Here is a 23999-nt window from a genome sequence, read left to right on the forward strand (position 1 = left end):
ACATTTTTTTCGTACAAAGGTAAAACTCACAGTATGAAAAAAGCTCTGCTTACCTTATTCAGTCTTTACTATTTACTTTCTGCTTCTAATCTTCAAGCCCAGCAAGCTGGCTCTACTGTAAAAGATAGTTCCGGAAAGAAGCGAACAGATCTCCCCGAACCCTACGCAACAAAATCTTCAAGAAATTTTTCTGAGGTCATTGGCTGGGAAAATAATTCTACACCTAAGGCTCCGGAAGGGTTTACAGTGACAAGATTTGGCGAAGGGTATAACAATCCTCGTTGGATTTATGTGTTGCCAAATGGCGATGTTCTTGTTGCTGAAACAAAAGTAGAACACAAAGGTCTGGTTAAAGTTGGAGCCATACTTATTGGCGCCGACAAACAGGAAAATAAAAGCGAGGACATGCGTCGCATCCTGTTACTGCGCGATGTAGACAAAGATGGTAAACCCGACATGCAAACTGTTTTTCTTGCCGATCAAAATTTGCCATTCGGAATGGTGGTAGTGAGAAATTATTTTTATGTGGCATGCACCGATGCAGTTTGGCGTTATCCTTATAAAGAGGGGCAAACAACTATTACGACAAAAGGCGAAAAGATATTGGAACTTCCTGCTGGAGAAAGGCACTGGACAAAAAACATTATTTCTAATAAAACGGGAACAAAACTTTATGTTGCTATTGGTTCTGCCAGCAACGTGGGGGAGAAGGGTTTGGACAAAGAAGCAAATCGGGCACGTATTATAGAATGTAATTTAGATGGTACAAATATGAAGGTATACGCTTCGGGACTTCGTAATCCTGTAGGAATGGACTGGCAACCAGGTACGGATATTATGTGGACAGCAGTAAACGAACGCGATGAGTTGGGTGACGATCTCGTTCCTGATTATCTGACAAGTGTAAAGGAAGGTGGTTTCTACGGTTGGCCTTATTCCTACTGGGGTAGCAATAAAGATCCGCGCATTAAGGAAGATGAGCAACGACCAGACTTAGTTAGCAAAACACTTATTCCTGAAGTGGATCTTGGTTCACATACAGCTTCTTTAGGCCTGGCATTTTATACAAAGAAAAAATTCCCTGCAAAGTATATGAATGGCGCTTTCATTGGTCAACACGGTTCATGGAATCGCGCAGTGCCTTCCGGTTATAAAGTGGTGTTTGTTCCTTTTGATGGAAAAAAAGCAGGTAAGCCCGAAGATTTTTTAACCGGCTTTATGAAGGATGAAAGTAAAAACGAAGTCAAAGGCCGTCCGGTTGGTGTTGCCATTATGAACGACGGATCGCTGCTTGTGGCAGACGATGCGGGTAATTGCGTTTGGCGCGTGAGTTACGGAAAGTAATTGCGACTTCTCGCGCTAAACAACCTTCTTTGCAAAATGCATTTTAGATTGTATTTTTAAGCTATGGATGTGTTTAAGTCAATAGTGGTGATAAGCTTTTTTTGCTCTACTTTATTAAGTTGTGACGAACCTAAAAGTAATTTTGAAACAAGATTAGAAAACTTAAAAGTACACAAGTCCGAAGAGGACAAGATGTTCAAGTTTGCAGTTCCCGACTCTATTCCGGCTCTTCTGGTGGCGGCAGTTTACTACGAGCACCATATAAGTGCTCATGGCGTTATAGTTTATGCAGATTCAAATAAAAAAGAAGCCGTTAATTATTTCTTTTTTCCAGATAGTACTGTTCAATCGGATAAAATTGTAAGCGTCAAATTTAATGAGTTTAAGTCTGCAACCACAGACGTACACTATATAGTTAAGCAAAAATCTGTTGCCAGGATAGTTCAAAGTGGCGCCCTGTCTTACTCATCAGAAAATGCACGTATTGACAATGGTAATACATATGAGAGTTGGGTACATCAAAATACCAATACACCTTAATGGATCAGTAAGAAAATGATTACGAGATCGAAGGCAAAACGTTTTATATGTTGTTTGTGTTTAATTATTACAACGCATGTTTACGCCCAAAAGGATTCAGTCCAGCTCAACGAGGTAATTATTTCGTCGTATCTTGGCGATAGACCCGTATTGCGCCTTCCAGCGTCGGTGGCGCTCATCGATAGTTCGCAATTAACTAAACAAGCAGGCCAGTCTTTAGTTCCGGTTTTAAATACAATTCCTGGTGTGCGCATGGAGGAGCGTTCTCCGGGGAGCTACCGTTTGTCTATTCGTGGAAGTTTGATTCGTTCACCTTTTGGAATTCGTAATACGAAACTTTATATAGATGAATATCCCCTTACAAATGCTGGTGGCGATGCTTATCTAAATTTGCTCGATATGCATAGCATCAGTAGTGTCGAAATTTTAAAGGGCCCTGACGGCAGCCTGTTCGGCGCAAATTCCGGGGGCGTAGTACGATTAAATCCGTACGACAGATTTTCAGATACAACTTTTGTTCGCATTGGATTAGGTTTAGGATCTTATGGTATGTTTCAGCAAAATGTTGCTTTGCACTTAAAGCAGAAAAGAAGTACTATCTCTATAAATGAAGCCTGGCAAAGATCTGATGGTTACCGCGAGAACAGCGCAATGGATAGAAAGTTCTTCCAGATCTCTGATCGTATTAATTATAATGCAAAAGGACAATTAAGGCTCTACTTTTTTTATTCAGATTTAAAGTATGAAACTCCGGGTGGATTAACTTTAGCACAATTCAATGAAAATCCAAAGCAGGCCCGTCCTGCCACTAAAGTAATCCCGGGCGCTATAGAACAAAATGCTTCTATTCGTAACCGTACTTTTTTTGGAGGAGTAACGCATGAATATAAAATAAACAATCAGGTTAAACATGTAATTTCCATTTTTGGATCACAAACTTTATTTGAAAATCCCTTCATTACAAATTATGAGGTGCGGGAAGAGGCTAACGTTGGCACGCGAACCTGGTTTGAGTTTAGCAATAAAGAAGAATCGCGTGTCAGGTTAAAATTTAATGTTGGGGGAGAATACCAGGCCTTACAATCTGCAATAAGTAATTACGGCAATCGCAAAGGTAGTAAAGATACTGTGCAGGCTCGTGATCAATTAGAAGTACAACAGGGTTTTGTTTTTACAAGACTTACGGCAGATTTTAATAACAAATGGATCACAGAAGTTTCTTTAAGTTATAACGCCAACCAACTTTTATTTTCTCGCACTCAACCCATCTTTATTTCGGAAAATAAAAAAATTCTTCGTCCTGAATTTATGCCCAGAGCAGCTGCCTCCTACATAGTGAACAAACTTGTTTCTTTCCGCGGAATTATAAGCAGGGGCTATTCTCCGCCAACACTCCAGGAAATCCGTTCTTCAGACAATACGGTGAATACCGCGCTTCACGCCGAACGCGGCTGGAATTATGAGCTTGGTATGCGTTTAAGAGATAAGAGTAGCAGAATCTATTGCGATGTATCGGCATTTTATTACGAACTGAAACAAACTATAGTAAAACGCGAAAATGCTTTAGGACAGGACTATTTTGTAAATGCAGGCACGACTTATCAGCCGGGAGTTGAATCTTTAATTCGCATAGATGTGATTAAACAAAGAACAAAAAGAGTTATCCGGGGACTTCAACTTTCGAATGCTTTTACATTTAATCTGTTCAGGTTTGGCAATTATGTTATAGGTGAAACGGATTACACAGCGAAAGAATTGACCGGAGTTCCTCGTTATGTTACGGTTACAGGCTTAACTCTTAATTTACCGGTACGGTTTTATCTTTTTGCGCAACACAATTATACGGCCAGAATTCCTTTAAATGATTTGAATTCAGAGAATGCAAAAGACTATAACCTCATACAAGTAAAGGTCGGCTGGATGTTTTATGGAAGCAAAAAATTTGTCTTCGACATTAGTGCAGGCATCGATAATCTTCTAGATCAAAAGTACAGTTTGGGTAACGACTTAAATGCTGCCGGTAACCGCTATTACAACACTGCTGCACCGCGAAATTATTTTGGCAGAATTGTAATTGGCTTCTAAACAATTACCCTAAAGTTTTTTCCAGATTTTCTCCTGATCTACTTGTTTAAACTTAGCTGAAATACGCGAAAAGTTAATGGTTTCTTTTTCGCCCAAGGCTAAATAAGAATTTGGCGAAAGACTAAGATCAAATAATTGAAAAGTACGGTCCTGTAATTCCTGGTCAAAATAGATCAATACGTTTCTACAAATAATAAGATCAAAACGATTTATATATTCTTCGCTGGCAAGGCTATGGGAAATGAAAGTCATTCGTGAACGAAAGCGTTCATCGAATTTCTCGCCGAAAGAGGTTTCTGTATGGTACGCTGAAAAATCCCTTTCTCCCCCGGAAAGAATATAATTTTTCGCATACAGTTGCGTAAGACTTACAGGGAAAACTCCTGTGCGTGCTTTTGTGAGCACTTGTGGATTCACATCTGTACCAAGTAACTCTGACTTTTGAAGGAGTCCGGCCTCATGCAATAAAATAGCAACACTGTAAACCTCCTGGCCCGTAGAGCAGCCCGCATGCCAGACTCTTATAACCGGTCTTTTTGCTAACTCGGGGATTACCTGATTTCTTAATACGAGAAAAAACGAAGGATCACGAAACATTTCAGTAACATGTACGGTAATCCGATCAATAAAATGATCAATGTAATTTGGATCAGATCTTAATTTTGTGGTAAACTCTGAGAAGCTGCGATATTTTTCGAGCTTGTAGAGGCGGTTAATTCTACGTTTAAACGAATCGCGCGAATAATAAGTGAAGTCATAATTGTAGAGTTCTCGCAGGTCTTTAAGTACAGAATTTATCTCAGAATCGTTCAACATGGGAAATTTCAATACCTTAAACTTCTACAATTAATAATTACAAGCGCATTTTTTTAAACACGGATTTTTTTCTATGCGAATTCGTTAAAAAAAACCAAGTCAACTTTAAGTAACAAGATTAAGAGGCTTGGTTTTCAACGTTCTAAAAAATATCAGTCAAATTAATGGGTTTTAGAAATTACCATTTATTAATATTTGAATGTGCATAACAACATACGAATGGCTTAATTTTGTTTAAGAATTCTGAATCAATAAAAAAGAATTTTTTATTTGGCACAGAGTTTGCAATTCTTTTAATGTCAACCTTAAATAGAACCTTTGCACTAATTAATTACAAAGGCTGCATTAGAGGATCACTATATAACCACAAACCGACAGTGAAAGCATGAGCAACACTGGGATACGGGGAGAAAAACTGATCTTCGGATCAAGACAAAAGGCCACAGTAATTTTTACTGTGGCTTTTTGTATTTTCAACTACCTGCGAAGCGACATGTTGCTTTGAGGCCCGGCAGTTGTGCAGCCCGTAAGTTAATGGTTAGCTTTATAATAAGCACAATGCTTGGCCACCACACAATCGTGGTGTTGTGGGTGTGTTGGTCTGCAGGTTTCACGTCCCAAAAAAGAAATAGCCATGCCAATTTCTCCCCAATCTTTTTCAGGAATGACTTCCATAATTTGTTTCTCTATTTTTTTTGGATCTGTGCCGCTTGCAATTCCAATACGTGGAGCAACTCTCACTACGTGAAGATCTACAATAATTCCTTCCGCCTTTACTCCCGCGCCACGCATAATTACGTTTGCTGATTTTCTTCCAATACCGGGAAGTTCAGTCAAAGCTTCCATAGTGAGGGGAATATTTTTATCAGTTTTAACGGTATTCGCTAAAGACATGAGCCATTTTATTTTATTTCCAAAATTTCTGACTTTTCCAATAAGTTTAACAAGGCTTGCTTCATCTGCAGCAGCAAGGCTTTTCATGTCGGGATAGACTTTAAAGAAGTCGGGAGCCAAACTGTTAATGTGTTTGTCTGAATCCTGGGCCGAGAGCACTACCATGATCACTAATTGATAAAGATTTTTGTATTCTAAGGGATGTGCTTTGCCTTTGTATTTAGCCAGCAGAGGTTTCATTGCCTCAGCCCAATCTATTTTCATCATAGGGGTTTATTTTAAAATGAAAATTACGAATTTTTCAATGGAAACTAAACTGAAATTTGATGCGATCTTAAGTCAGAAATAAATTATCTTTGGAAATAAATGGTACTCATGATTCGTTATTTACAATTATTTTGTTTGTTGATTTTTGCAGTGGCCTGCAAGAAGGATAAAGTAAGCCAGGCTACCAAAGACGAAAAAATAATTACCGAATATATTGCGAATAAAGGTCTGAGTGCAGTGGCAACAGGCTCAGGATTATATTATGTAATAATAAAAGAGGGCACAGGCCCGCAGCCTACCTCCTCCTCGAAAGTAAAAATAGATTACATTGGCTACCTGACAGATGGAACTGTATTTGATCTCAGTCCGAGCGGAGGCATCACATCCGACTTAACAAAAGTTATAGAGGGTTGGAGAGAAGGTATTCCCTATTTTAAAAAAGGAACGAAAGGAATGCTGTTAATTCCTTCAGCTCTGGGATATGGAAAACAATCTCAAGGATCTATTCCGGCAAATTCAGTGTTGGTGTTTGATATTGTTTTAACAGACATAATAAATTAAAAATATAAACTATGTACCGGTATTTAGCTGCGGCTCTCCTTATTGTGTTTTTTACTACCTGTAAGAAAAATAAAACAACTACAAATGTTAACCAGGCCGAAGTAGATGAGAAAATTATAACCGACTATATCGCGGCAAATAAATTAAATGCAAAAGCTACAGGCTCCGGATTATATTATGTAATTAAAACAGAGGGAACTGGCAATCAAGCTGTTTCTTCATCTATTGTAACTGTCGACTACCGTGGTTATCTTCCAGCGGGAGGCGTGTTCGATCAAGGTTCGAATGTGACATTTCCTTTGAGTAATGTTATTAAGGGTTGGCAGGAAGGTATTCCTTATTTTAAGGCAAATGGAGGAAAGGGAATTCTTCTGATACCTTCTGCATTGGGCTACGGAAGCCAGGCACAAACGAATATTCCCGCAAATTCAGTTTTAATTTTTGATATTACCTTGTCAACGGTGAAGTAATTATAAGGCTTCTCCATTCATATCCATCCTCAAGGCATCACTCATATAGTCTAAAAACGGACGCATAGCTTTGTAAGTTTCATTGGCTTTCTTAAAAAAATCCGGAGCCATTACCTCTGTATCACTAAAAGATTTTTTAAGCAAAAATTGTTTGTAGCGTAAAAGATCAATGGCAGCATCATTAGCGTCAAATCCTTTGGGAGTTGTTTTAATTTGCTCTCCTAGTAAGTTTCCAAAATGAGTGATGAATGATTTGCTTTTGAGAATTTTTCGGAAAGTTGCCGGGTCATAAGAGAACTCTTCGCGGATGCGTTTTAAATCTGCGGGCTCGGGACCCCAAAATCCGCCGGCAACAAAAGAATTCCCGGGAGAGAGGTGAAAATAATACGACCCCCGACGAGTTTTTCCCGCGCGTTTAAATCCACCGCCCCAATGTGTATTATAAGGTGTTTTTTCTTTTGAAAAACGAACATCACGGTAAATGCGATGCAGACTTTTTTTGCCACTCGGGGTTTCAATCACATCGTGTTTATTCATTTCGAGTAGAAGCGCATCAGCAAATTTTTCAATACCAGAAAGCTCTTCCAGGTAACGTTCTTTATGAGCGTTGAACCAATCACGGGTATTGTTTTTTTTAAGGGATTTTAAAAATTCGAAAGTAGAAGGAAGGATAGTTGCTTTACTCATGGCCGTAAAGTTAAAAGAAACTAAGAGAGAAGATATTTTTCCTGGAGTCTTTTCACCATTCTTGTATATATTCTTTTAGCCTGAATGGGTTTATTTTCTTCGATAGCTGCACAAGACAATTTCACTTCTGAATAGATGTAAGCGTATATAGATTTTTTGTTTTTGTCTTTTTCAATTTGCGAAACAATTTTTGGAGATGTTTCATAATACGCTTTTATAAGATTTTTTCCATGTAAGCTGGAAGCCAGGTAGGTATCGCGGTACTGTCTTAATGTTGTTAATTCATAACCATCGTCCGCCAAATCATAGTAGCGAACGCACGCTGTAGTTAAGAAGCACATTAGGGTTTCGGGTTTTCTTTTTGGCTTCTTTTTAGTTTCAGCAGTTTTTTTAGTCGTTTTTTTTACTGACTTCTTTGTAGGAATTTTAGTTTTTGCTGTAGTCTTTTTTTTAAACGTAGCTTTCGAATTTTTCTTTGCCGCTGCTTTCTTGGCAGAGACGGCGGGTTTTTTAATGCTCTTTTTCATAATTATTTAACCCTAATCGTCATTAAGATATGTTACACCAAAATACAGAAATTTTGACTAATTTTTTAAATACTTCGTCGAATTTCGAACTTCACAAGAAGCTATGAATTCGGAATTTTTACTTACTTTTAGTAATCATCAGATAAACATTTGGCTTCAAACAAAATGTTTAGACTTAACATGTCACTATTGAATGATAAAAGCAATTAAATCACTATGAAAAAGTACTTTAGCCTCTTCTTTATCCTTGTTTGGTTTCACTCAAACGCACAAACTAATAACTCTGTCCTTGTTCCAAAACGTGTAGAAGAAAAAACGGATAAAGAACGCGCCCAGGAAAAAGCAGATGCGGAAAAGCGAAGGAAGCAACAAGAGGGTATGGCCAAATCTAAGGAAGAAGACAAGGCGGCTATGAAGGCAGACTATGAGAAGAAACAGGCTAAAAAAGCAAGGCAGGAAGAAGGGATGAGGAAAGCCAAAGAAGAAGAAAAAGCTGAGGACAAGAAAAGGGCTGAAAAAAAAGAAACGGAACGTGCTGAAGACGCAAAAAAGGAAGCCGAAAAAGAGGCTAAGAAAAAAGAAGGAATGAAAAAAGCCCATGAAGAAGATGTGGCAGAGCAAAAAAAGAAAGACGAAAAGAGAGCGGCTGAAGAGGAAGAAAAGGAAAAGAAAGAAAAAGAAGCAAGACATAAAAAAGCTTTAAAAGCACAGGAAGAGGCCGAGCCTACCCGTGTTATTCCTGCACCAATCGGACCTAAATAGTAATACTATAAATTTTATATGTCCAAAACAAAGCGCGCGAAACTTTTTGAAAAAGGTCTGATCACTGAGCATCAGCACAAAGAATTAAAGGATCATGAAGCTTTGGGGATTTTTTCTCTGCAAAACGAGATACGTATTTTCCTTTTTTTAGCGGTAATGCTTTTTACCAGCGGCGTCGGCATTTTTATTTATAAAAATATCGACAGCATTGGTCATGTTTCCATTCTTGGAATCATCGTGCTTATAACACTCATTTGTTTTTATTACAGCTTTAAACATGCTAAAGGGTTTTCAAACGAAAAAGTAGTTTCAGAAAAGCCACTATACGATTATCTCGTTCTGGCAGCAGATATTTTACTGGGAATTTTTATCGCCTATTTGCAATATCAATACAACGTCTTCGGAACACGTTATGGTTTAGCCACTCTTTTACCAACAGTGCTTTATTTTTTCAGTGCTTATTACTTCGATCACAAAGGTGTTTTATCTCTGGCAATATCAGGATTGTTTGCCGCGGTGGGTTTTTCTACAAGTCCTGAAAGTATTTTAAACTTCGAATTTTCTGATGATGCTGTTCTTGGATTTTCTGTTCTGGGTATTGGTATAGCTTTGATCCTCTTGACAATTTACGCAAGCAAGGCAAATCTTAAAAGACATTTTAATCCAACCTACTTAAATTTTGCTTTTCATCTTATTTGTATTGTGAGTACTGCAAATCTTACTATACAAATTTCTTTAGAATGGTTTGTCTTTTTCATTGTAGCAACGGCTACAATTATTTATTTTATTCGAATGGCTTACCGTGAGGCTTCCGTTAATTACTTGGTTTTTTCTCTTACTTACGGATATATCATTTTCAATATAATTCTTACCAAGGTAATTTTTTTAAGAGATTTTTATGAAGTGATTATGTACTTGAGCCCCCTCTACCTGGTAGCTTCTATCTTGTTTTTTATAAAATGTCTCAAAGATTTTAAAAAGAAAACAAAAAATGCTGGCATACGATAAAGTCTTACTCGAAAATACCGACCTGGTTACAGAGGCCTCTGCTTTGGAAAGCGCTAATTTTATTAGTAAAGAGCAGCTGCAATTTATTGAAAAACAATTGCCCTCTTATCCTGACACAAATATTCTTGTCAGGATCGGTCTTTTTATTTTAGGCTGTTTTTTATTTTCTTCCTGCAGTGGTATTGTTGCTCTGTTTACATTATCAAGCGGGAGTTTTAATTTTGGTCCAACTCTTTTAGTGTATGCGATTTTTGGTTTTATAGGATTGGAATTTATTATTCGTAAATGGAAATATTTTGGAAATGGAATGGACAATGCTTTTCTTTTTTGTTCTGAGCTTTCTCTTATAGGCTCGGTAGGATTTTTCCTTGGCGAACACGATTACCTGGCGCCTGTATTTTTATTTGCAACAGTCGTGGGTCTGGGATGTTGTTACCGGTACGTAGATCAGTTCTCTGCAGTTGTTGCCTGCGTTGGCTTTACTGCCTTTGTTGCAAGACTTTATTTTGGACTGGGAAATTCTTTGAGCGCCTTTTTACCTTTTGTACTGATGTTGTTATCTGTGGGATATTATTTTCTTTATCTGAAAATAAAAGATAAAGTCTCTGAAATATTTTTTAGATGTCTGAATGTCTTCTATGTTTTTACTCTTGTTCTTTTTTATTTCAGTTGCAATTATTTCGTTGTACGCGAATCGTCGGAGCTATTGCTTAACATGTACTTTGCGCCGGGCGAAGAAATTCCTTTTGCATATTTGTTTTATGCTTTCACAATTCTTGCGCCTTTGCTCTATATTTATTTTGGACTTAAAAGTAAAGACCGTATTCTTTTATGGGTAGGATTTCTTTGCATGGTGGCTTCTTTATTTACCATTCGTTATTACCATAGTGTAATGCCTGTAGAAGTTGCATGCATGTTGGGCGGCTCTATACTTTTTGCCATTGCATTTTTTGCCATGCAAAAATTAAAAGGAAAGGCCAGTGGACTTACTTTTGAGCCGGATCGGTTTGCCCCGGCAGATGCCCTTGTAAACGCCGAAGTTCTGATTCTTCTGCAAAAATATGCAGTTAAGCCTGGCGCTGCGTCAGATTACTCCGGAGCAGATTTAGGAGGCGGTGAATTTGGCGGGGGCGGAAGCGGAAATAAATTTTAAGAACTAAGCGATGCCGCGTGTTTTTTTAATAGCGTCGTAAGCTTCTTGTACTTTCTGAAATTTTTCTTTAGCGCCTTTTTGATATTCTTCACCCATGTGAATAACCTTATCGGGATGATAACGGATGGCCATTTGACGGTAAGCTTTTTTAATTTCTTCTTCTGTTGCAGTAGGTTCAATTCCTAAAACATGATAATCGGAGTTTACGTCGCGGTAAAACATGTTCTTAACGCTTTCAAAATCTGTAGCGGGAACTTCTAATAAATTGGCTATGCGTTTTAACACGCGAATTTCTTCATCTGCAACATGCCCGTCGGCTTTAGCAATGCCAAATAGATAGTGTACCAGCTGAATACGCACCTCCTCTTTTGTGCGTAAAGTAATATCCCGGCAAATTTGGTCTAACGGAATTTGTTGAGCTTCTAAAAAATGTTTTAAGATCTGTAAATGCTGTTGTGTGTATTGCGCCCCGAATTGTTGTGTTAAAAAAGATTTAATGTATTCTAATTCTACTTTTAAAGGTTTACCGTCTGCTTTCATTACGGCCGCAGAGAGGGCAATTAGCATAGTAGCAAAATCTTCATGCGATTGCGATGCGTGATTACGGTAATATTCAAAAACATCTTCAGGTTTTTCGCCACCTGGAGATTTTTTACCCGCAGTAACAAAGTTGTCGATTACTGAACCAATAAAAAAGCCAATAAAAACACCGGAAAAATTTTTTAATAATAAAAGCCCTAAAATGGCCCCAATAAATTTAAACAAAGCTTAGAATTTAGAATTAGGTTGCAAATATAGCGTTTTGCAAGATTTTTGCAGAAACATAAAACGCTAATTTTGTTTAATTTAGGCAGAGGAATGCCCGGTTTAAAGCTTTAGATCAGAAGCAAATTTTAAAAAAAATGGCAGATGTTTAAGCGTTTCTATGCCAGTGAATGCAACAGTTTTACGCTATTTAACCACAAATCGTTAAGTTTTAACTTTTTTAAAATAGCGCTATTTTAAGTTCGCATTTTCAATACAGTTTAGTACATTCGTATTCCTCCTTATTTTAAGTGTTTAAAATCTCTGGAATTAGGAAACAAAATTAAGCATGAACAAATTTTTCTATTTTATTCTCAGCCTGGCTTTACCCTCAATGCTCGTTGCCCAGGCGCCTGCTTGGTTTCTACAGTTAAGCAGCAATGTAGAACTGAGAACTCTGAAACTAAGTAATAAAGCTGAACGGGAAGAACATGGACTGGGTGGCGCGAACATTGCACTTTACCAGGGCGATAAGCTGGTGAAAACCGTAAAAAGTACAGGCAGTGGCGATTTTACCATTGATGTTCCGGCAAATGGTGATTTTGTACTGGTTGTATCTTATGGCGACTGTAATGCAAAAAAATTCTCAGTAAATACTATGGGTGTTCCAGCTACCATTGGAACAGATAACTTCAGACCCACGTTTGGAATTGGTGGATTCTTAATGGCTAAACCACTTCCCGGTATTAATTATGGCATTCTGGCACAACCACTCGTGAAAGTAAAATGGATTGCAGACCGTAAAAAATTCGACCATGACGAAGGCTACACAGATCAGATTTTGGATGGTCTTGGTAAGGTAGCTGAAGCAGAGAATGCGCTCATTGAAAAATTTGTAGATGCAAACAAACAGGGAGATGAGGCTTTGAAGAAAAATGATTGCCCTCTTGCTAAGACTTGTTACGAAAGAGCTTTGGCACTCATTCCCGGAGAAATTTACCCGAAGGATCAATTAGCTAAAGTAGGATTATGTTTGAAAGGCAAAGATGACGAAGCTAAAAAACTGGCGGAAGCCGCTGCAGCAAAGGCAGCAGCGGAGAAAGCGGCCGCAGATAAGTTAGCAGCAGAAAAAGCCGCGAAAGAAAAAGCAGAGAAAGACAAATTAGCTGCAGACAAATTAGCGAAAGAAAAAGCAGCGGCAGATAAAGTTGCAGCGGACAAGGCTGCGGCAGATAAAGCCGCCGCAGATAAATTAGCGGCAGATAAGGCAGCAAAAGACAAAGAGGCTGCAGACAAATTAGCGAAAGAAAAAGCAGCGGCAGATAAAGCTGCAGCGGACAAGGCTGCGGCAGATAAAGCCGCCGCAGATAAATTAGCGGCAGATAAAGCAGCAGCGGACAAGGCTGCAGCAGATAAAGCTGCTTCAGATAAATTGGCCGCAGACAAAGCAGCAAAAGACAAAGAGGCTGCAGACAAATTAACGAAAGATAAAGCAGCGGCAGATAAAGCTGCGTCAGATAAATTAGCGGCAGACAAGGCAGCAAAAGACAAAGAGGCGGCAGATAAATTAGCAAAAGAAAAAGCTGCCGGTGAAAAAGTATCAGCAGATAAGGCAGCGGCAGATAAAGCGGCCGCAGATAAAAGTGCTAAAGAGAAAGCGGCTGCTGATAAAACAGCCGCAGATAAAGCCAATGCAGATAAACTGGCTGCAGAGAAGGCTGCCAAAGAAAAAGAAGCTTCAGATAAAGCGGCAAAGGCAAATGCGGATAAAGAAAAAGCGGCAAAAGATAAAGAAGAAGCTGATCGTGTGGCTAGAGAGAAAGCCGCGGCAGAAAAAGCCGAAGCGGATCGGATAGCTAAAGAAAAAGCCGGCAATGCAGCTAAAGAAAAACCTGTTGAAATACAACCGGCAGAAACGAAAACTACACCAACGCCCGAGCCTGCAACTACTACAACGAAGGAACCGTCTACCACGGAAAAGGATGGTTCGCTCATTCGAAAAAGAACCGGCGAATCAGATGAAAAACCTGGAAAACAAAAGAAAGGAAGTAGTAAGCATACTATTTACAAAAAACTTTAGTCTCGTTTTATTTCATGGATACTTATAGAGAATTACCCATTTTAACTGCTGTGGAATGTCGTGTATTAGGATCACTCATAGAAAAGAGTAAAACGACTCCTGATTATTATCCCATGACATTAAATGGGTTAACAGCGGCCTGTAATCAAAAAACTTCCAGACATCCGGTAACAGAGTACGATGAAGAAACCGTAGTGCTTGCTTTGAATAATTTAAAGGCGCAAAGTCTGATCGCAACTGCCGTTGGTGGTGGAAGCAGGGTAATAAAATACAAACATAATTTTACAACGGTTCACGAAATCGAAGCCAATGAACTTGCTATTCTTTGTCTTTTGATGTTACGTGGGCCACAAACACCGGGAGAATTAAATACAAACTCTGCACGTCTTTATGAATTTAAATCTCTTGATGAAGTTTATTCCGTGCTAAATAAACTCATGAGTTCTGAAACTCCTTATGTAAAAGAACTCGCAAAACGTCCTGGCCAAAAAGAAGTGCGCTATGCGCATTTATTAAGCGGCGAGATTTCAGAAGATACGGCTTCTTTTCAGTCGGATATTCCGCAAGAGCCTGCACGAAAACATGTCAATGAAATGGAGGCGCGTATCGCCACGCTTGAAACTGACTTAGCAGAGGTTAAAGAAACACTCGCAAAAATCATGAAGGAATTATTCTAATCCTTTATAAATTTCTCTTTACCGTTTTAAAGTCTTTCCTAATTTTTAGTGAGAACAATGGTTGTAATGATGAGATAGGTCATTGGAGAAGCAGAACTCATAGATTGAATATGGAACCCTTGATTTTGCCAGAGTTGAAGTTCTGTGCGAATCTTAACAAGGTTGTCACTTAAAGTTATATCAGCATCTTTTAAATAACTTGCTTTTTCAAGTGCTTTTGTTTCAATACCATTGTCGGGTTTTACAATAATGATTTTAGACTCTGCCTGAGCCGCAGCACCACCGTAAGTTGTTTCTACGAGTTTTATCAAAACCGTTTCAGGATATTTTTCTTCCTGGGATTTTAAGTTGCTGATAAAAAATAGCGTAATGACTAAACAAATAAAATTTCTGGCGTTCATAATAGAATTGGTTAAGGGTGAAAGCCAAATATAATAGTTTGCACTTGAATGAGAAATCAATCAAGGCTAAAATACAGGAAGAAAGAAGTTGATTTTATTTTCCTTCAGAAACCCAGGCAATGGCCTTATCCAGTTCTGAATGTTTAAAGCCCTTAAATTCTCCGGGAATTACAATGCTAAAAGCATCCGTAAAGGTCCGGATAGCATCCAGGTCACTCACAATGGCAGCGCGCTTCCATTTTGTGAGGTGCTTAATACCCATTAATCCGTCCTGCATCCAGGCACCCATTGTAAAGTTTTTGATAGAGGTGTCGAGAACTAACAGGTAATTCAAATGCCCTGTCTGGTCAATGACTTCTTTTACGGCAGGCATCACTGTATCAGTGAAGTCTTTTTCGGTAATAGTATCCGTAGCTCTGAAGCCAACCATGTTTGCGGGAAGATTTTCCAGTGGCGTAATCATAATATAAATTTAACTTAGCTCTGAAAAATTTATGCCAGCTCTTAAATTTCACCGTAAAGTGTTTTGGAGGGCATAAATTTTGAAAACAATAGCGTATGCAGGAAGCGGATATCATAATAATTGGCGCGGGTATTTGCGGCCTCTCAGCGGCAGCTCAACTCTCAGCGAGGGGAAAAAAGGTTTTGATTATTGAAGCACGTAACCGCACAGGTGGGCGTGTGGAAACTCACCTCGGAAAATTTGGGAATCTCTTGCAAGCTGGTCCGGAGTTTATCCATGGCAATTTACCTTTTACCAGGGCACTGATCAAAAAGGCTGGGGGAACAAGCATAGAGCATGAAGGCGAAATGTACCGTTCAGGCGAAGGAAAGATCTTTCCAATAAATGAATTTGCGCCTTTCATGGACGAGTTCATGAAAAAATTAAAGAAACTTAAAACGGACACAAGTCTTCACCATTTTTTGGCAATACACTTTCAAGGAAAAAAATACGCCCAACTGCGCCTTGCCGTTACTAGAACGGCGGAAGGCTTTGATGCTGCGGACGCAAAAAGAATCAGTGCAAAAAGTTTATTTGAAGAATGGAATGGTGACAGCATGCAGGGTGCATCACTTTTAAAAGAAGGCTATGGTATCATAGTTAGAGAATTGTCAGAACAATGTGTTGCTAAAGGCTGCGAGATCTTACTTTCAAAAAAAGTAAAGCGCATTAAATGGAAAAATAGTGCTGTGAAAGTAAGTTGCGGTGACGGAACTTCCTACACATCAAAACAAGTGATAGTAACGGTTTCTCTGGGAGTGCTGACTTCCAGGAAAAGTGATAAAGCTAACTTTCAATTTTCGCCGGCAATTCCTGATAAAATAAATGCTGCGAGGGAAATGGGTTTTGGTCCGGTGGTGAAAGTTCTGGTAGAATGCAAAAGCCGGTTTTGGAGCGACGAACGCTATAAAAAAGATCTTCAGCAAATCCCTGATCTAGCTTTCTTAATGAATGAGACTGCATTTCCGACTTTATGGTTTAGTAACGAAGATCAGATTCCGCTCATTACCTGTTGGGCAGGTGGCGGCAGAGCAGATAAACTAAAAAATTTATCAGCCAGAGAATTGGAGGCTAAAGCATTTAGCGCTCTGGCAAAGGCATTTAATTGTTCTAAAGAATTTATAAAATCTCACGCGGTTGGAATAAATGTTTTTAACTGGGCTAAAGACGAATTTTCAAAAGGAGCATATTCTTACACAACACCAAAAACGGAAGTATCGAAATTGATTTTAAGACAACCTTTAGAAAACACTGTTTTCTTTGGCGGAGAAGCATTAGGAAAAACGAGCGGAACAGTGGAAGCTGCCTTGGAAAGCGCGTCAGATCTTGTTAAGATGCTCAGTTGAATTAATTTATTGAAGCTTAAATAAGAAAGGTAAACGAAAATAAGTTTTAACTGCCTTGCCTTTGAGTCTCGCAGGCTTCCATCGCGGCATGGCATTTAATACACGCACAGCTTCTTTGTCGCAAGCCTGGCAATTTTCAATGCCATTTTCCACAGAAATTCGCTCTATGCATCCTTCTGTATTTATGACAAATTTTAGCATCACCTTTCCCTGGATTTTTTTCTCCCTCTCAGCTTTGGGATACTTGGTAGTACGCATTATAAACGTCATCATGGCCTGCAATCCGCCGCTGAATTCGGCATTTTCCTGCTCCAGATTTTCCTCAGGCACACCTTCTTTATTCCAATTTACATTCACCAATATGTTTTGCGCGTTGTATTTTAACTCTAGTTTTTGTGGCATATTCTGCAGTGTATAAATAATATAACTGAAGTTTGTTACGGTGCTGTCTGAATGATAGTCGACAATGGTTGTGCAAAAACGAAGTGTATCTGATCTTAAAGTTTGTATCCTGAACATCTCTTGTGATTCTTTATCTCCCAGGATGCCCGCAGCCATAAGATCTTCGAAGTAACCTGTTTTGTTATCTAATTTTAAACGCGCCATAGCCCTGTTGAAATAGGCGTCGGGATGCTGAGAAAGCCTCACAGATAGCGTGTAAAGACTATCTGCTTTTACGAATTCATTTTTTTTAAAAGCAAGCACTCCCTGATTGTAAAAAGCTACTGCGGGATCTTCCTGTGCGTTAAAGTTCTGAGCTAAACAAAGTATAAAAAGCAGAAATATATGTTTCGCCATAGTAAGTGTAAATATTTCTAAATATACCCTTAAATCTATCTTCAGAGATTTTAAAATGCTAATTTCGAGGTATGCAACAACTCAAAAATATTCTTATCCCAGGAAGCAAAGACAAACCTGTTTTACTGGATTGTTTTTTCAGGAGTGATGGTGAATTAAAACCGATTGTAATTTTTTCACATGGCTTTAAAGGCTTTAAAGATTGGGGACATTTTAATTTTGTGGCTGAACAATTTGCAGAGGCGGGTTTTGTATTTATAAAGTTTAATTTTTCACACAACGGCACAACACCCGAAGATCCTACAAATTTTAGCGATCTGGAAGCTTTTGGAAATAATAATTATACCCTTGAGCTAGATGATCTTAAAAAGGTTATAGACTGGTCGCTGACTTACGAGCCTTTAAAAAAAGAGGCCGATCCAACTAAATTGTATTTATTAGGACATAGTCGCGGTGGTGGAACAACCATTTTAAAAGCCGGAGAAGATTCTCGCGTTAAGAAAATTGTTACCTGGGCTGCAGTGAGCGATATGATGCGCAATAAACAAAGAACCATCGAGACCTGGAAGAAAGATGGAGTAGTATATGCCAAGAACGCGCGCACAAACCAGAGCATGCCTTTATATTATCAATTCTACGAAAATCAGGTTGCGAATAAAGAACGTTTAAACATTCACCATGCTTTAAAACGGTTTGAAATCCCGTTTTTGATCGTGCACGGTACTGCCGATCAAGCAGTTCCTTTTCACGATGCAGAAGATCTTTTGAAGAGCGCCAGGCACGGTAAATTATTAAAGATAGAACAGGGCGATCATACTTTTGGAGCGCGACATCCCTTTGATGGCAATTTGAATGACCAGGCCAGGGAAGTTCTTGAAAAGACGATTTCTTTTCTAAAGAAATAGCGCCCTCTGGCATTAACTTTGCGAAAATTAACGTGAGTATAAAAATTAAATTCTGAAATTTGAATATGAACTGGAATCAGCTTAACACTATAGATCAATTAAAAACAATCGACGACTTATCAAATACAAAGCCGGTTTTAATCTTGAAACACAGTACCACCTGCAGTATCAGTGCAACTGCGCTAAACAGGCTAGAACGTAATTGGAAAGAAGAAGACAGGATTTTCGTTGAACCCTACTATTTAGACCTTCTTTCGCACCGCAACGTTTCCAACGAAATAGCGAGTCATTACAATGTACAACATCAATCCCCACAAGTGCTTCTTATTAAAGAAGGCAAATGTGTATACTCTGAAACTCACATGGGTATTAACCTGGCTGAGATTATGAGTCATTTGGTGGGCTAATGTGAGCCTCATTAGAGTCGTTTTTAAAGAATTTAAGTGAAGATTCTGTATCTACAACTCAAGTCCTAAATTCAACAACTCATAGTTTTTACGTTTCTGAAGTAAATCTTCGTAGGTAGTTTTGATGCATAATTTAAACCCCTATGAAAAATTTTACATTAATTTTTATTTTAGCAAGCTTTATCTGCCCGGTTTTAGTAAAAAGTCAAACAAGCAATGTGACTTCACAAACCATTCGCGGAGTGGTGGTCGACAAGCAATCGCAAACACCTATTCCGGGAGCAAATGTTATTTTGCCCGGAACCGACCCTGTTAAAGGTTCGGTAACTGATACCGAAGGCCGTTTCAAAATTACAGACGTAAAGGTAGGACGCTACGACCTCAAGATCTCTTACCTGGGCTACAAGGAAATTGTAATGCCAAACGTTATTGTATCGGCGGGAAAAGAAGTGGTTATGGAAATCGGTATGGAAGAAAATATTTCTTCACTGCAGGAGGTAGTTGTTGCGGGAACTAAAAAGAACGAAACACAAAATGAAATGGTTTCGGTAAGCGGGCGTTCTTTTTCAATGGAAGAAGTCAACCGCTATGCTGGTGGAAGATCAGATCCTTCAAGGCTTGCGGCGAACTTTGCAGGTGTTAGTTCTCCCGATGATTCACGGAATGATATTGTTATCCGCGGAAATTCTCCAACAGGTGTTTTGTGGCGCATAGAAGGTCTGAATATTCCAAATCCAAATCATTTTTCTACAGTAGGTACAACAGGCGGACCCGTAAGTGCTATTAATACTAACGTTATTAAGAACTCTGATTTTTTTACTTCTGCCTTTCCTGCTGAATATGGAAATGCAAATGCCGGTGTTTTTGATCTGGGTTTTAGAGCTGGTAATTCTGAAAAACGCGAACATACTTTGCAGTTGGGCGCTCTCACAGGGGTAGAGGCTATGACGGAGGGTCCGCTTAATAAGGAAAAGGGCTCGTCTTACTTGTTAGCTTACCGCTATTCTTTTACGGGTGTGGCCCAAAATCTCGGCATTCCTATCGGCACAGCTGCTACTCCTTTTTACCAGGATCTTTCTTTTAAAATTGTAGGTGGACAAACAAAATTTGGAAAGTTCACACTTTTTGGATTAGGTGCAAAAAGTAAAATAGAATTCAAACACGATAAAATTGACGAGACTGATCTTTTTGCGAATCCCACGCGCGATACTTATTTCACGAGTGATATTGGTTTAGCAGGTATAAAACATTTCATTAAAGTGAACGAACGTTCTTATGTGAGTACGATTATTGGTGTAACTTATAATGGAAGCAATTACCTGGAAGATAAAATAGCTACCAGTTTAAAACCCTTAGAGCGCAATGTAGAAAACAAAACCAGCCAGATTCATTATTCTATAAACTCTTCTTACAATGTAAAAGTAAACGCAAGACTTTTTATAAAGGCGGGAATTATATCTGAGGTCATAGCCCTGCAGCTCGATGCCCGCGACAAAGATTCCAATTCTAACTGGAGACAGTATTGGGATTTTAATGACAAAACATCTTTGCACCAGGCCTATGCACAAGCTAAGTACAAATTCAACGATAAACTCGTTTTAAATGCAGGTCTGCACACGCAATTTCTCGCTTTAAATAATTCTACTTCTATTGAACCACGCGTGGGATTAAAATATCAGTTAACGCAGAAACATTCATTTAGCGCTGGTTTCGGTATGCACAGTCAGATGCAGCCGATAGACGTTTACTTTTACAGAACACGTTTACAGGATGGAACTTATATTCAGACAAATAAAGATCTGGGGTTTACGCGCAGTCAGCATTTTGTTGTAGGATATGATTTACTTCCTGCCAAAGATTGGAGAGTTAAAACCGAAGTTTATTATCAGCTGTTATCTAATGTACCGGTAACTCAGGACCCGTCCAGTTATTCCATGTTGAACGCCGGGGCCAGCTTTTTTCCGAATGATCAGAATTATTTGAAGAACGGCGGTACAGGCACAAACTACGGAGCAGAATTGACACTGGAAAAATTCTTCACTAAAGGATATTACGCTTTACTCACCGGAACAATTTACGAATCAAAATACAAAGGCAGCGATGGTATCGAACATAACACAGCGTTTAATGGAAAATTTGTTTACAACGTTTTGGCAGGGAAAGAATTTAAAGTAGGCAAAGAGAAAAGAAACGTAATCTCTATAGGTTTTAAAATGACACAAGCCGGCGGACGGTATTATACTCCTGTTGATCTTGCAGCATCACAGTTGGCCAATACTCAGGTAGTGCAGGGCGATGACGTAGCTTATAGTCAACGCAATCCTGATTTTTTCAGACTCGATATTAAAACGGGTTTTACTTTAAATGCAAAACATTCCAAACTTTCACAATCGGTCTTTTTAGACATTCAAAATGTTACAAATAACAAAAACGTATTTGCTCAGCGCTACAATCCTGTTACAAATACCGTAAATACAGCTTATCAGATTGGCTTTTTTCCAAACTTCGTTTATAAAATTCAGTTTTAATCCAAATACATTCTAATGAAAAAAATTCTGGTGATAAATGGGCATCCCACTAAAGACAGTTTTTGCAACGCAATCAGTGATACTTATGCCTCTGCGGCTGTTGCTCAGGGCAATCAGTTGGTTGTTCTAAACCTTTACGACCTTGAATTTGAAATTAATTTCAAAAGCGGTTACTCTAAACGCGAAGAGCCGGAGAACGATATTTTATTAGCCCAGCAAAAAATCAAATGGGCCGATCACATTGTTATCGTTCATCCCGTTTGGTGGGGCTCTGTACCAGCTCTGCTCAAAGGGTTTTTTGATACTGCGCTTTTGCCTGGATTTGCGTTCAAGTATAGAACGGAGGGTCCGTGGTGGGATAAATTATTGAGTGGAAAAACGGGTCACATTATTTATACTGCCGACACACCAATCTGGGTTTACAAGTATTTTTTTATGGCTCCATCTGTAACGCAGGTTAAAAAAAGAACACTACAGTTTTGCGGGATTAGCAAAGTGAAAGTAACCGGTATTGGACCTATACGTAAATCAAAACCAGAGTTCAGGCAAAAGTGGATCTCAAAGATTATGGAGCTTGGAAAAAAAGCTGCTTAGTAAAACTTTTATTACTTTTAAATCATGAGGAAAAAGAGAATAAGGTTAATATACATGATTTTGGTTGGAGTGATTATCTCTTTTTTACTTGAGACGATTGCTGTCGAAAAAAACGCGAGTAATCGATTTTTAGGTCTTCTGACTTCTATTATAATTACGATTTTTGTTTGGGAAGGGAATTTGATCATAGATGAACGCCTGAATAAAAAATTCTCCTGGGAAAAAAATCCGGCAAAACGTATTTTTGTTCAACTATTCATTTGTCTTTTCTTTAGTAGCAGCATTATTTATCTTTCAATGCTGGCGTTTGACAAGTATCTCTGTCATTTTCCGGAAGCCGCAAGAGATCGATTTATGGTAGTGGCAGTTATTGTGGGCATTATGGTGTCTCTTATTTTGCTATCTATTGATATTGGCTCGCAGTTTTTTGGCCATTGGAAGCGTTCTTTGGTGGAAGTGGAAAAGTATAAAACAGAAAGTCTCCAGGCCCAACTACAAAATCTTAAAGATCAGATCAACCCGCACTTTATGTTCAACAATTTGTCGGTACTTTCTTCTTTGGTTTATAAAGATCAGGACAAAGCAGTTGACTTTATTAATCAACTTGCCAAAGTATACAGGTATGTTTTGGATAGCAGGAACAGCGAACTTGTAACGCTGAAAGAAGAATTAACTTTTACAGAATCTTATACCTATCTTTTGCAAATACGTTTTGATAAAAATTTAATTTTTAACGTGAATCTTTCCGAAGAGTTCGAAAATTTACTTCTCCCACCTATGGCCTTGCAGATGCTCATCGAAAACGCCATAAAACACAATGAGGTTTCTTCGGAGTTTCCGTTAACTATTTATATAAAGATCAACCATGGCAAATTAGAAGTTAGCAATACGCTTTTATTGCGCGGCACGCCAGAGGTAAGTTGTAAAACCGGATTAAAAAATATTAAAGAACGTTATAAATTTTTCAGCGAAGAGCAAGTGGAAATAGAAGAAACAAAAAATACATTCACCGTACGCTTACCTTTATTAAAAAGTAAATGAGAGCAATAATCATTGAAGACGAAAAATTGTCAGCCGAACATCTGGCAACTTTATTAAAGAAAACTGATCCGGCTATTCAGATTATGGCAACCTATGACTCAGTTAAAAAAAGTCTGGAAGCATTTAACAAGGGTGTACGAGCCGATCTTCTTTTTGTGGATGTTCATTTAGCGGATGGTTTAAGTTTTGATATTTTTTCGAAAATCTCCATCGATACACCAGTTATCTTTACGACAGCCTACGACGAATATGCTATCAGGGCCTTTAAGATTAATAGCGTAGATTATCTTTTAAAGCCAGTGGGTCTTTCAGATCTAAAACAAGCTCTCGACAAGTTCAGGAAATGGAGTGGCCACGATCAGACTGCCGTTTTGGAAAACATAAGCAATGCTTACCAGACTATTACCAAACAGCATAAAAACCGGTTTATGGTAAAAATCGGAGATACAATTTCGTCTATTAAAACAGAAGATATTTCTCATTTTATTTCTGAAGATGGTGCGGTGCTTTTAGTCACTGAGAATAAACGGTATGTTGTTGATTACACGCTTGACAATTTAGAAACACTGATCTCAGCCGAACTGTTTTTCAGAATAAACCGGAAAGTTTTAATCAACATAAATAGCATTCAAAAAGTAAGCTCCTATTTTAACGGACGCTTAAAATTAAATCTTGACTTTTTAAAGGATGAAGATGGTATTGTAAGTCGGGAAAGAGTCGGCGATTTTAAGTCCTGGTTAGACAAATAGCCTTTTTTGGTCGACAAAGGGTTGTTATGCATGCATAAAATCCTGCGAATCGCTTACTATGTAATGGTTTCAGAGTACTTACCAAAAGTCAAGTTTCCTTACATTTATAAGAT

General features: G+C 38.5%; 24 protein-coding genes and 1 pseudogene. 16 read left to right on the forward strand and 9 right to left on the reverse strand.

Annotated elements, in window-relative coordinates:
* Positions 1-33: 33 nt before the first annotated feature.
* From CNR22_11690 to CNR22_11700, 3 genes are all read left to right on the forward strand, one after another.
* Entirely contained in the window at positions 34-1344 is a 1311-nt protein-coding gene (locus CNR22_11690) for an L-sorbosone dehydrogenase (GenBank protein PBQ32403.1), read from the forward strand.
* 63 nt (positions 1345-1407) lie between these two features.
* Positions 1408-1884 carry a hypothetical protein gene (locus CNR22_11695; protein ID PBQ32404.1) on the forward strand — a complete coding sequence of 159 codons (477 nt, stop codon included), beginning with the start codon at positions 1408-1410 and terminating at the stop codon, positions 1882-1884.
* A 15-nt stretch (positions 1885-1899) separates the two neighbouring features.
* A complete protein-coding gene (locus CNR22_11700; GenBank protein ID PBQ32405.1) occupies positions 1900-3969 on the forward strand; it encodes a TonB-dependent receptor in 2070 nt (689 codons plus the stop codon).
* Between the two features lie 9 nt (positions 3970-3978).
* On the opposite strand, the gene CNR22_11705 is transcribed toward CNR22_11700, so the two are convergent.
* Positions 3979-4785: a chemotaxis protein CheR gene (locus tag CNR22_11705; GenBank protein PBQ32406.1), complete on the reverse strand. Its 807-nt coding sequence runs from the start codon at positions 4783-4785 to the stop codon at positions 3979-3981.
* A gap of 531 nt (positions 4786-5316) precedes the next feature.
* The gene (locus CNR22_11710) at positions 5317-5943 is read right to left on the reverse strand and encodes a DNA lyase (protein PBQ32407.1); all 627 of its coding nucleotides are present in this window, start codon (positions 5941-5943) and stop codon (positions 5317-5319) included.
* Positions 5944-6054: 111 nt separating this feature from the next.
* Here CNR22_11710 and CNR22_11715 point away from each other — a divergent pair, with 111 nt between their 5' ends.
* Both CNR22_11715 and CNR22_11720 read left to right on the forward strand, forming a co-directional pair.
* Entirely contained in the window at positions 6055-6507 is a 453-nt protein-coding gene (locus tag CNR22_11715; protein PBQ32408.1) for a peptidylprolyl isomerase, read from the forward strand.
* Positions 6508-6518: 11 nt separating this feature from the next.
* Positions 6519-6977, forward strand: coding sequence for a peptidylprolyl isomerase (locus tag CNR22_11720; GenBank protein PBQ32409.1), 459 nt, complete (start codon positions 6519-6521; stop codon positions 6975-6977).
* Here CNR22_11720 and CNR22_11725 read toward each other — a convergent pair whose 3' ends face one another.
* From CNR22_11725 to CNR22_11735, 3 genes are all read right to left on the reverse strand, one after another.
* Positions 6978-7664, reverse strand: coding sequence for a TIGR02453 family protein (locus tag CNR22_11725; protein ID PBQ32410.1), 687 nt, complete (start codon positions 7662-7664; stop codon positions 6978-6980). It lies immediately after the preceding gene.
* Between the two features lie 20 nt (positions 7665-7684).
* A complete protein-coding gene (locus CNR22_11730; GenBank protein ID PBQ32411.1) occupies positions 7685-8191 on the reverse strand; it encodes a hypothetical protein in 507 nt (168 codons plus the stop codon).
* Between the two features lie 261 nt (positions 8192-8452).
* The gene (locus CNR22_11735; GenBank protein ID PBQ32412.1) at positions 8453-8881 is read right to left on the reverse strand and encodes a hypothetical protein; all 429 of its coding nucleotides are present in this window, start codon (positions 8879-8881) and stop codon (positions 8453-8455) included.
* 90 nt (positions 8882-8971) lie between these two features.
* On the opposite strand from CNR22_11735, the gene CNR22_11740 reads away from it, so the two are divergent.
* Together CNR22_11740 and CNR22_11745 are read left to right on the forward strand one after the other, a co-directional pair.
* The gene (locus CNR22_11740) at positions 8972-9961 is read left to right on the forward strand and encodes a DUF2157 domain-containing protein (protein PBQ32413.1); all 990 of its coding nucleotides are present in this window, start codon (positions 8972-8974) and stop codon (positions 9959-9961) included.
* Positions 9945-11114, forward strand: a complete 1170-nt coding sequence (locus CNR22_11745; protein ID PBQ32414.1) for a hypothetical protein — start codon at positions 9945-9947, stop codon at positions 11112-11114. The genes CNR22_11740 and CNR22_11745 overlap by 17 nt, the downstream gene beginning before the upstream one ends.
* A 3-nt stretch (positions 11115-11117) precedes the next feature.
* On the opposite strand, the gene CNR22_11750 is transcribed toward CNR22_11745, so the two are convergent.
* On the reverse strand, positions 11118-11879 hold the full coding sequence (locus CNR22_11750; GenBank protein ID PBQ32415.1) for a molecular chaperone DjlA: 762 nt from the start codon (positions 11877-11879) through the stop codon (positions 11118-11120).
* 1120 nt (positions 11880-12999) lie between these two features.
* Between CNR22_11750 and CNR22_11755 the strand changes: the two are divergent.
* Together CNR22_11755 and CNR22_11760 are read left to right on the forward strand one after the other, a co-directional pair.
* Positions 13000-13716 (forward strand): annotated as a pseudogene (locus CNR22_11755) (protein TolA).
* A 236-nt stretch (positions 13717-13952) separates the two neighbouring features.
* Entirely contained in the window at positions 13953-14615 is a 663-nt protein-coding gene (locus CNR22_11760; protein ID PBQ32416.1) for a DUF480 domain-containing protein, read from the forward strand.
* 38 nt (positions 14616-14653) lie between these two features.
* On the opposite strand, the gene CNR22_11765 is transcribed toward CNR22_11760, so the two are convergent.
* Together CNR22_11765 and CNR22_11770 are read right to left on the reverse strand one after the other, a co-directional pair.
* Complete coding sequence (locus tag CNR22_11765; GenBank protein ID PBQ32417.1) at positions 14654-15016, reverse strand: hypothetical protein; 363 nt, start codon at positions 15014-15016, stop codon at positions 14654-14656.
* 94 nt (positions 15017-15110) lie between these two features.
* Positions 15111-15479, reverse strand: coding sequence for an STAS/SEC14 domain-containing protein (locus tag CNR22_11770; GenBank protein ID PBQ32418.1), 369 nt, complete (start codon positions 15477-15479; stop codon positions 15111-15113).
* A 95-nt stretch (positions 15480-15574) separates the two neighbouring features.
* On the opposite strand from CNR22_11770, the gene CNR22_11775 reads away from it, so the two are divergent.
* Positions 15575-16864, forward strand: a complete 1290-nt coding sequence (locus CNR22_11775; GenBank protein PBQ32419.1) for a hypothetical protein — start codon at positions 15575-15577, stop codon at positions 16862-16864.
* Positions 16865-16870: 6 nt separating this feature from the next.
* Here CNR22_11775 and CNR22_11780 read toward each other — a convergent pair whose 3' ends face one another.
* Positions 16871-17662 carry a hypothetical protein gene (locus CNR22_11780; GenBank protein PBQ32420.1) on the reverse strand — a complete coding sequence of 264 codons (792 nt, stop codon included), beginning with the start codon at positions 17660-17662 and terminating at the stop codon, positions 16871-16873.
* A 71-nt stretch (positions 17663-17733) separates the two neighbouring features.
* Here CNR22_11780 and CNR22_11785 point away from each other — a divergent pair, with 71 nt between their 5' ends.
* From CNR22_11785 to CNR22_11810, 6 genes are all read left to right on the forward strand, one after another.
* A complete protein-coding gene (locus tag CNR22_11785; protein ID PBQ32421.1) occupies positions 17734-18567 on the forward strand; it encodes an alpha/beta hydrolase in 834 nt (277 codons plus the stop codon).
* Between the two features lie 65 nt (positions 18568-18632).
* Positions 18633-18974: a thioredoxin family protein gene (locus CNR22_11790; protein ID PBQ32422.1), complete on the forward strand. Its 342-nt coding sequence runs from the start codon at positions 18633-18635 to the stop codon at positions 18972-18974.
* A gap of 143 nt (positions 18975-19117) precedes the next feature.
* Complete coding sequence (locus CNR22_11795; protein ID PBQ32423.1) at positions 19118-21502, forward strand: TonB-dependent receptor; 2385 nt, start codon at positions 19118-19120, stop codon at positions 21500-21502.
* A gap of 15 nt (positions 21503-21517) precedes the next feature.
* On the forward strand, positions 21518-22096 hold the full coding sequence (locus CNR22_11800; GenBank protein PBQ32424.1) for an NADPH:quinone reductase: 579 nt from the start codon (positions 21518-21520) through the stop codon (positions 22094-22096).
* Between the two features lie 24 nt (positions 22097-22120).
* Positions 22121-23137, forward strand: a complete 1017-nt coding sequence (locus CNR22_11805; GenBank protein PBQ32425.1) for a hypothetical protein — start codon at positions 22121-22123, stop codon at positions 23135-23137.
* Positions 23134-23886 (forward strand): DNA-binding response regulator, encoded by a 753-nt coding sequence (locus CNR22_11810; GenBank protein PBQ32426.1) that lies wholly within the window; start codon positions 23134-23136, stop codon positions 23884-23886. Before CNR22_11805 ends, CNR22_11810 begins: the two co-directional genes overlap by 4 nt.
* Positions 23887-23999 lie beyond the last annotated feature (113 nt).

The sequence above is a fragment of the Sphingobacteriaceae bacterium genome, from assembly GCA_002319075.1.
Classification (GTDB): domain Bacteria; phylum Bacteroidota; class Bacteroidia; order B-17B0; family Aurantibacillaceae; genus Aurantibacillus.

What these genes read in the sequence shown, in the direction of transcription:
- CNR22_11695 (PBQ32404.1), top strand. Translation starts at nt 1,408, where the DNA reads ATGGATGTGTTTAAGTCAATAGTGGTGATAAGCTTTTTTTGCTCTACT.
- CNR22_11690 (PBQ32403.1), top strand. Translation starts at nt 34, where the DNA reads ATGAAAAAAGCTCTGCTTACCTTATTCAGTCTTTACTATTTACTTTCT.
- CNR22_11700 (PBQ32405.1), top strand. Translation starts at nt 1,900, where the DNA reads ATGATTACGAGATCGAAGGCAAAACGTTTTATATGTTGTTTGTGTTTA.
- CNR22_11760 (PBQ32416.1), top strand. Translation starts at nt 13,953, where the DNA reads ATGGATACTTATAGAGAATTACCCATTTTAACTGCTGTGGAATGTCGT.
- CNR22_11790 (PBQ32422.1), top strand. Translation starts at nt 18,633, where the DNA reads ATGAACTGGAATCAGCTTAACACTATAGATCAATTAAAAACAATCGAC.
- CNR22_11735 (PBQ32412.1), bottom strand. Translation starts at nt 8,881, where the DNA reads ATGTCTTGCTTCTTTTTCTTTCTTTTCCTTTTCTTCCTCTTCAGCCGC.
- CNR22_11810 (PBQ32426.1), top strand. Translation starts at nt 23,134, where the DNA reads ATGAGAGCAATAATCATTGAAGACGAAAAATTGTCAGCCGAACATCTG.
- CNR22_11720 (PBQ32409.1), top strand. Translation starts at nt 6,519, where the DNA reads ATGTACCGGTATTTAGCTGCGGCTCTCCTTATTGTGTTTTTTACTACC.
- CNR22_11770 (PBQ32418.1), bottom strand. Translation starts at nt 15,479, where the DNA reads ATGATTACGCCACTGGAAAATCTTCCCGCAAACATGGTTGGCTTCAGA.
- CNR22_11775 (PBQ32419.1), top strand. Translation starts at nt 15,575, where the DNA reads ATGCAGGAAGCGGATATCATAATAATTGGCGCGGGTATTTGCGGCCTC.
- CNR22_11780 (PBQ32420.1), bottom strand. Translation starts at nt 17,662, where the DNA reads ATGGCGAAACATATATTTCTGCTTTTTATACTTTGTTTAGCTCAGAAC.
- CNR22_11745 (PBQ32414.1), top strand. Translation starts at nt 9,945, where the DNA reads ATGCTGGCATACGATAAAGTCTTACTCGAAAATACCGACCTGGTTACA.
- CNR22_11705 (PBQ32406.1), bottom strand. Translation starts at nt 4,785, where the DNA reads ATGTTGAACGATTCTGAGATAAATTCTGTACTTAAAGACCTGCGAGAA.
- CNR22_11765 (PBQ32417.1), bottom strand. Translation starts at nt 15,016, where the DNA reads ATGAACGCCAGAAATTTTATTTGTTTAGTCATTACGCTATTTTTTATC.
- CNR22_11710 (PBQ32407.1), bottom strand. Translation starts at nt 5,943, where the DNA reads ATGAAAATAGATTGGGCTGAGGCAATGAAACCTCTGCTGGCTAAATAC.
- CNR22_11715 (PBQ32408.1), top strand. Translation starts at nt 6,055, where the DNA reads ATGATTCGTTATTTACAATTATTTTGTTTGTTGATTTTTGCAGTGGCC.
- CNR22_11805 (PBQ32425.1), top strand. Translation starts at nt 22,121, where the DNA reads ATGAGGAAAAAGAGAATAAGGTTAATATACATGATTTTGGTTGGAGTG.
- CNR22_11730 (PBQ32411.1), bottom strand. Translation starts at nt 8,191, where the DNA reads ATGAAAAAGAGCATTAAAAAACCCGCCGTCTCTGCCAAGAAAGCAGCG.
- CNR22_11725 (PBQ32410.1), bottom strand. Translation starts at nt 7,664, where the DNA reads ATGAGTAAAGCAACTATCCTTCCTTCTACTTTCGAATTTTTAAAATCC.
- CNR22_11800 (PBQ32424.1), top strand. Translation starts at nt 21,518, where the DNA reads ATGAAAAAAATTCTGGTGATAAATGGGCATCCCACTAAAGACAGTTTT.
- CNR22_11795 (PBQ32423.1), top strand. Translation starts at nt 19,118, where the DNA reads ATGAAAAATTTTACATTAATTTTTATTTTAGCAAGCTTTATCTGCCCG.
- CNR22_11785 (PBQ32421.1), top strand. Translation starts at nt 17,734, where the DNA reads ATGCAACAACTCAAAAATATTCTTATCCCAGGAAGCAAAGACAAACCT.
- CNR22_11740 (PBQ32413.1), top strand. Translation starts at nt 8,972, where the DNA reads ATGTCCAAAACAAAGCGCGCGAAACTTTTTGAAAAAGGTCTGATCACT.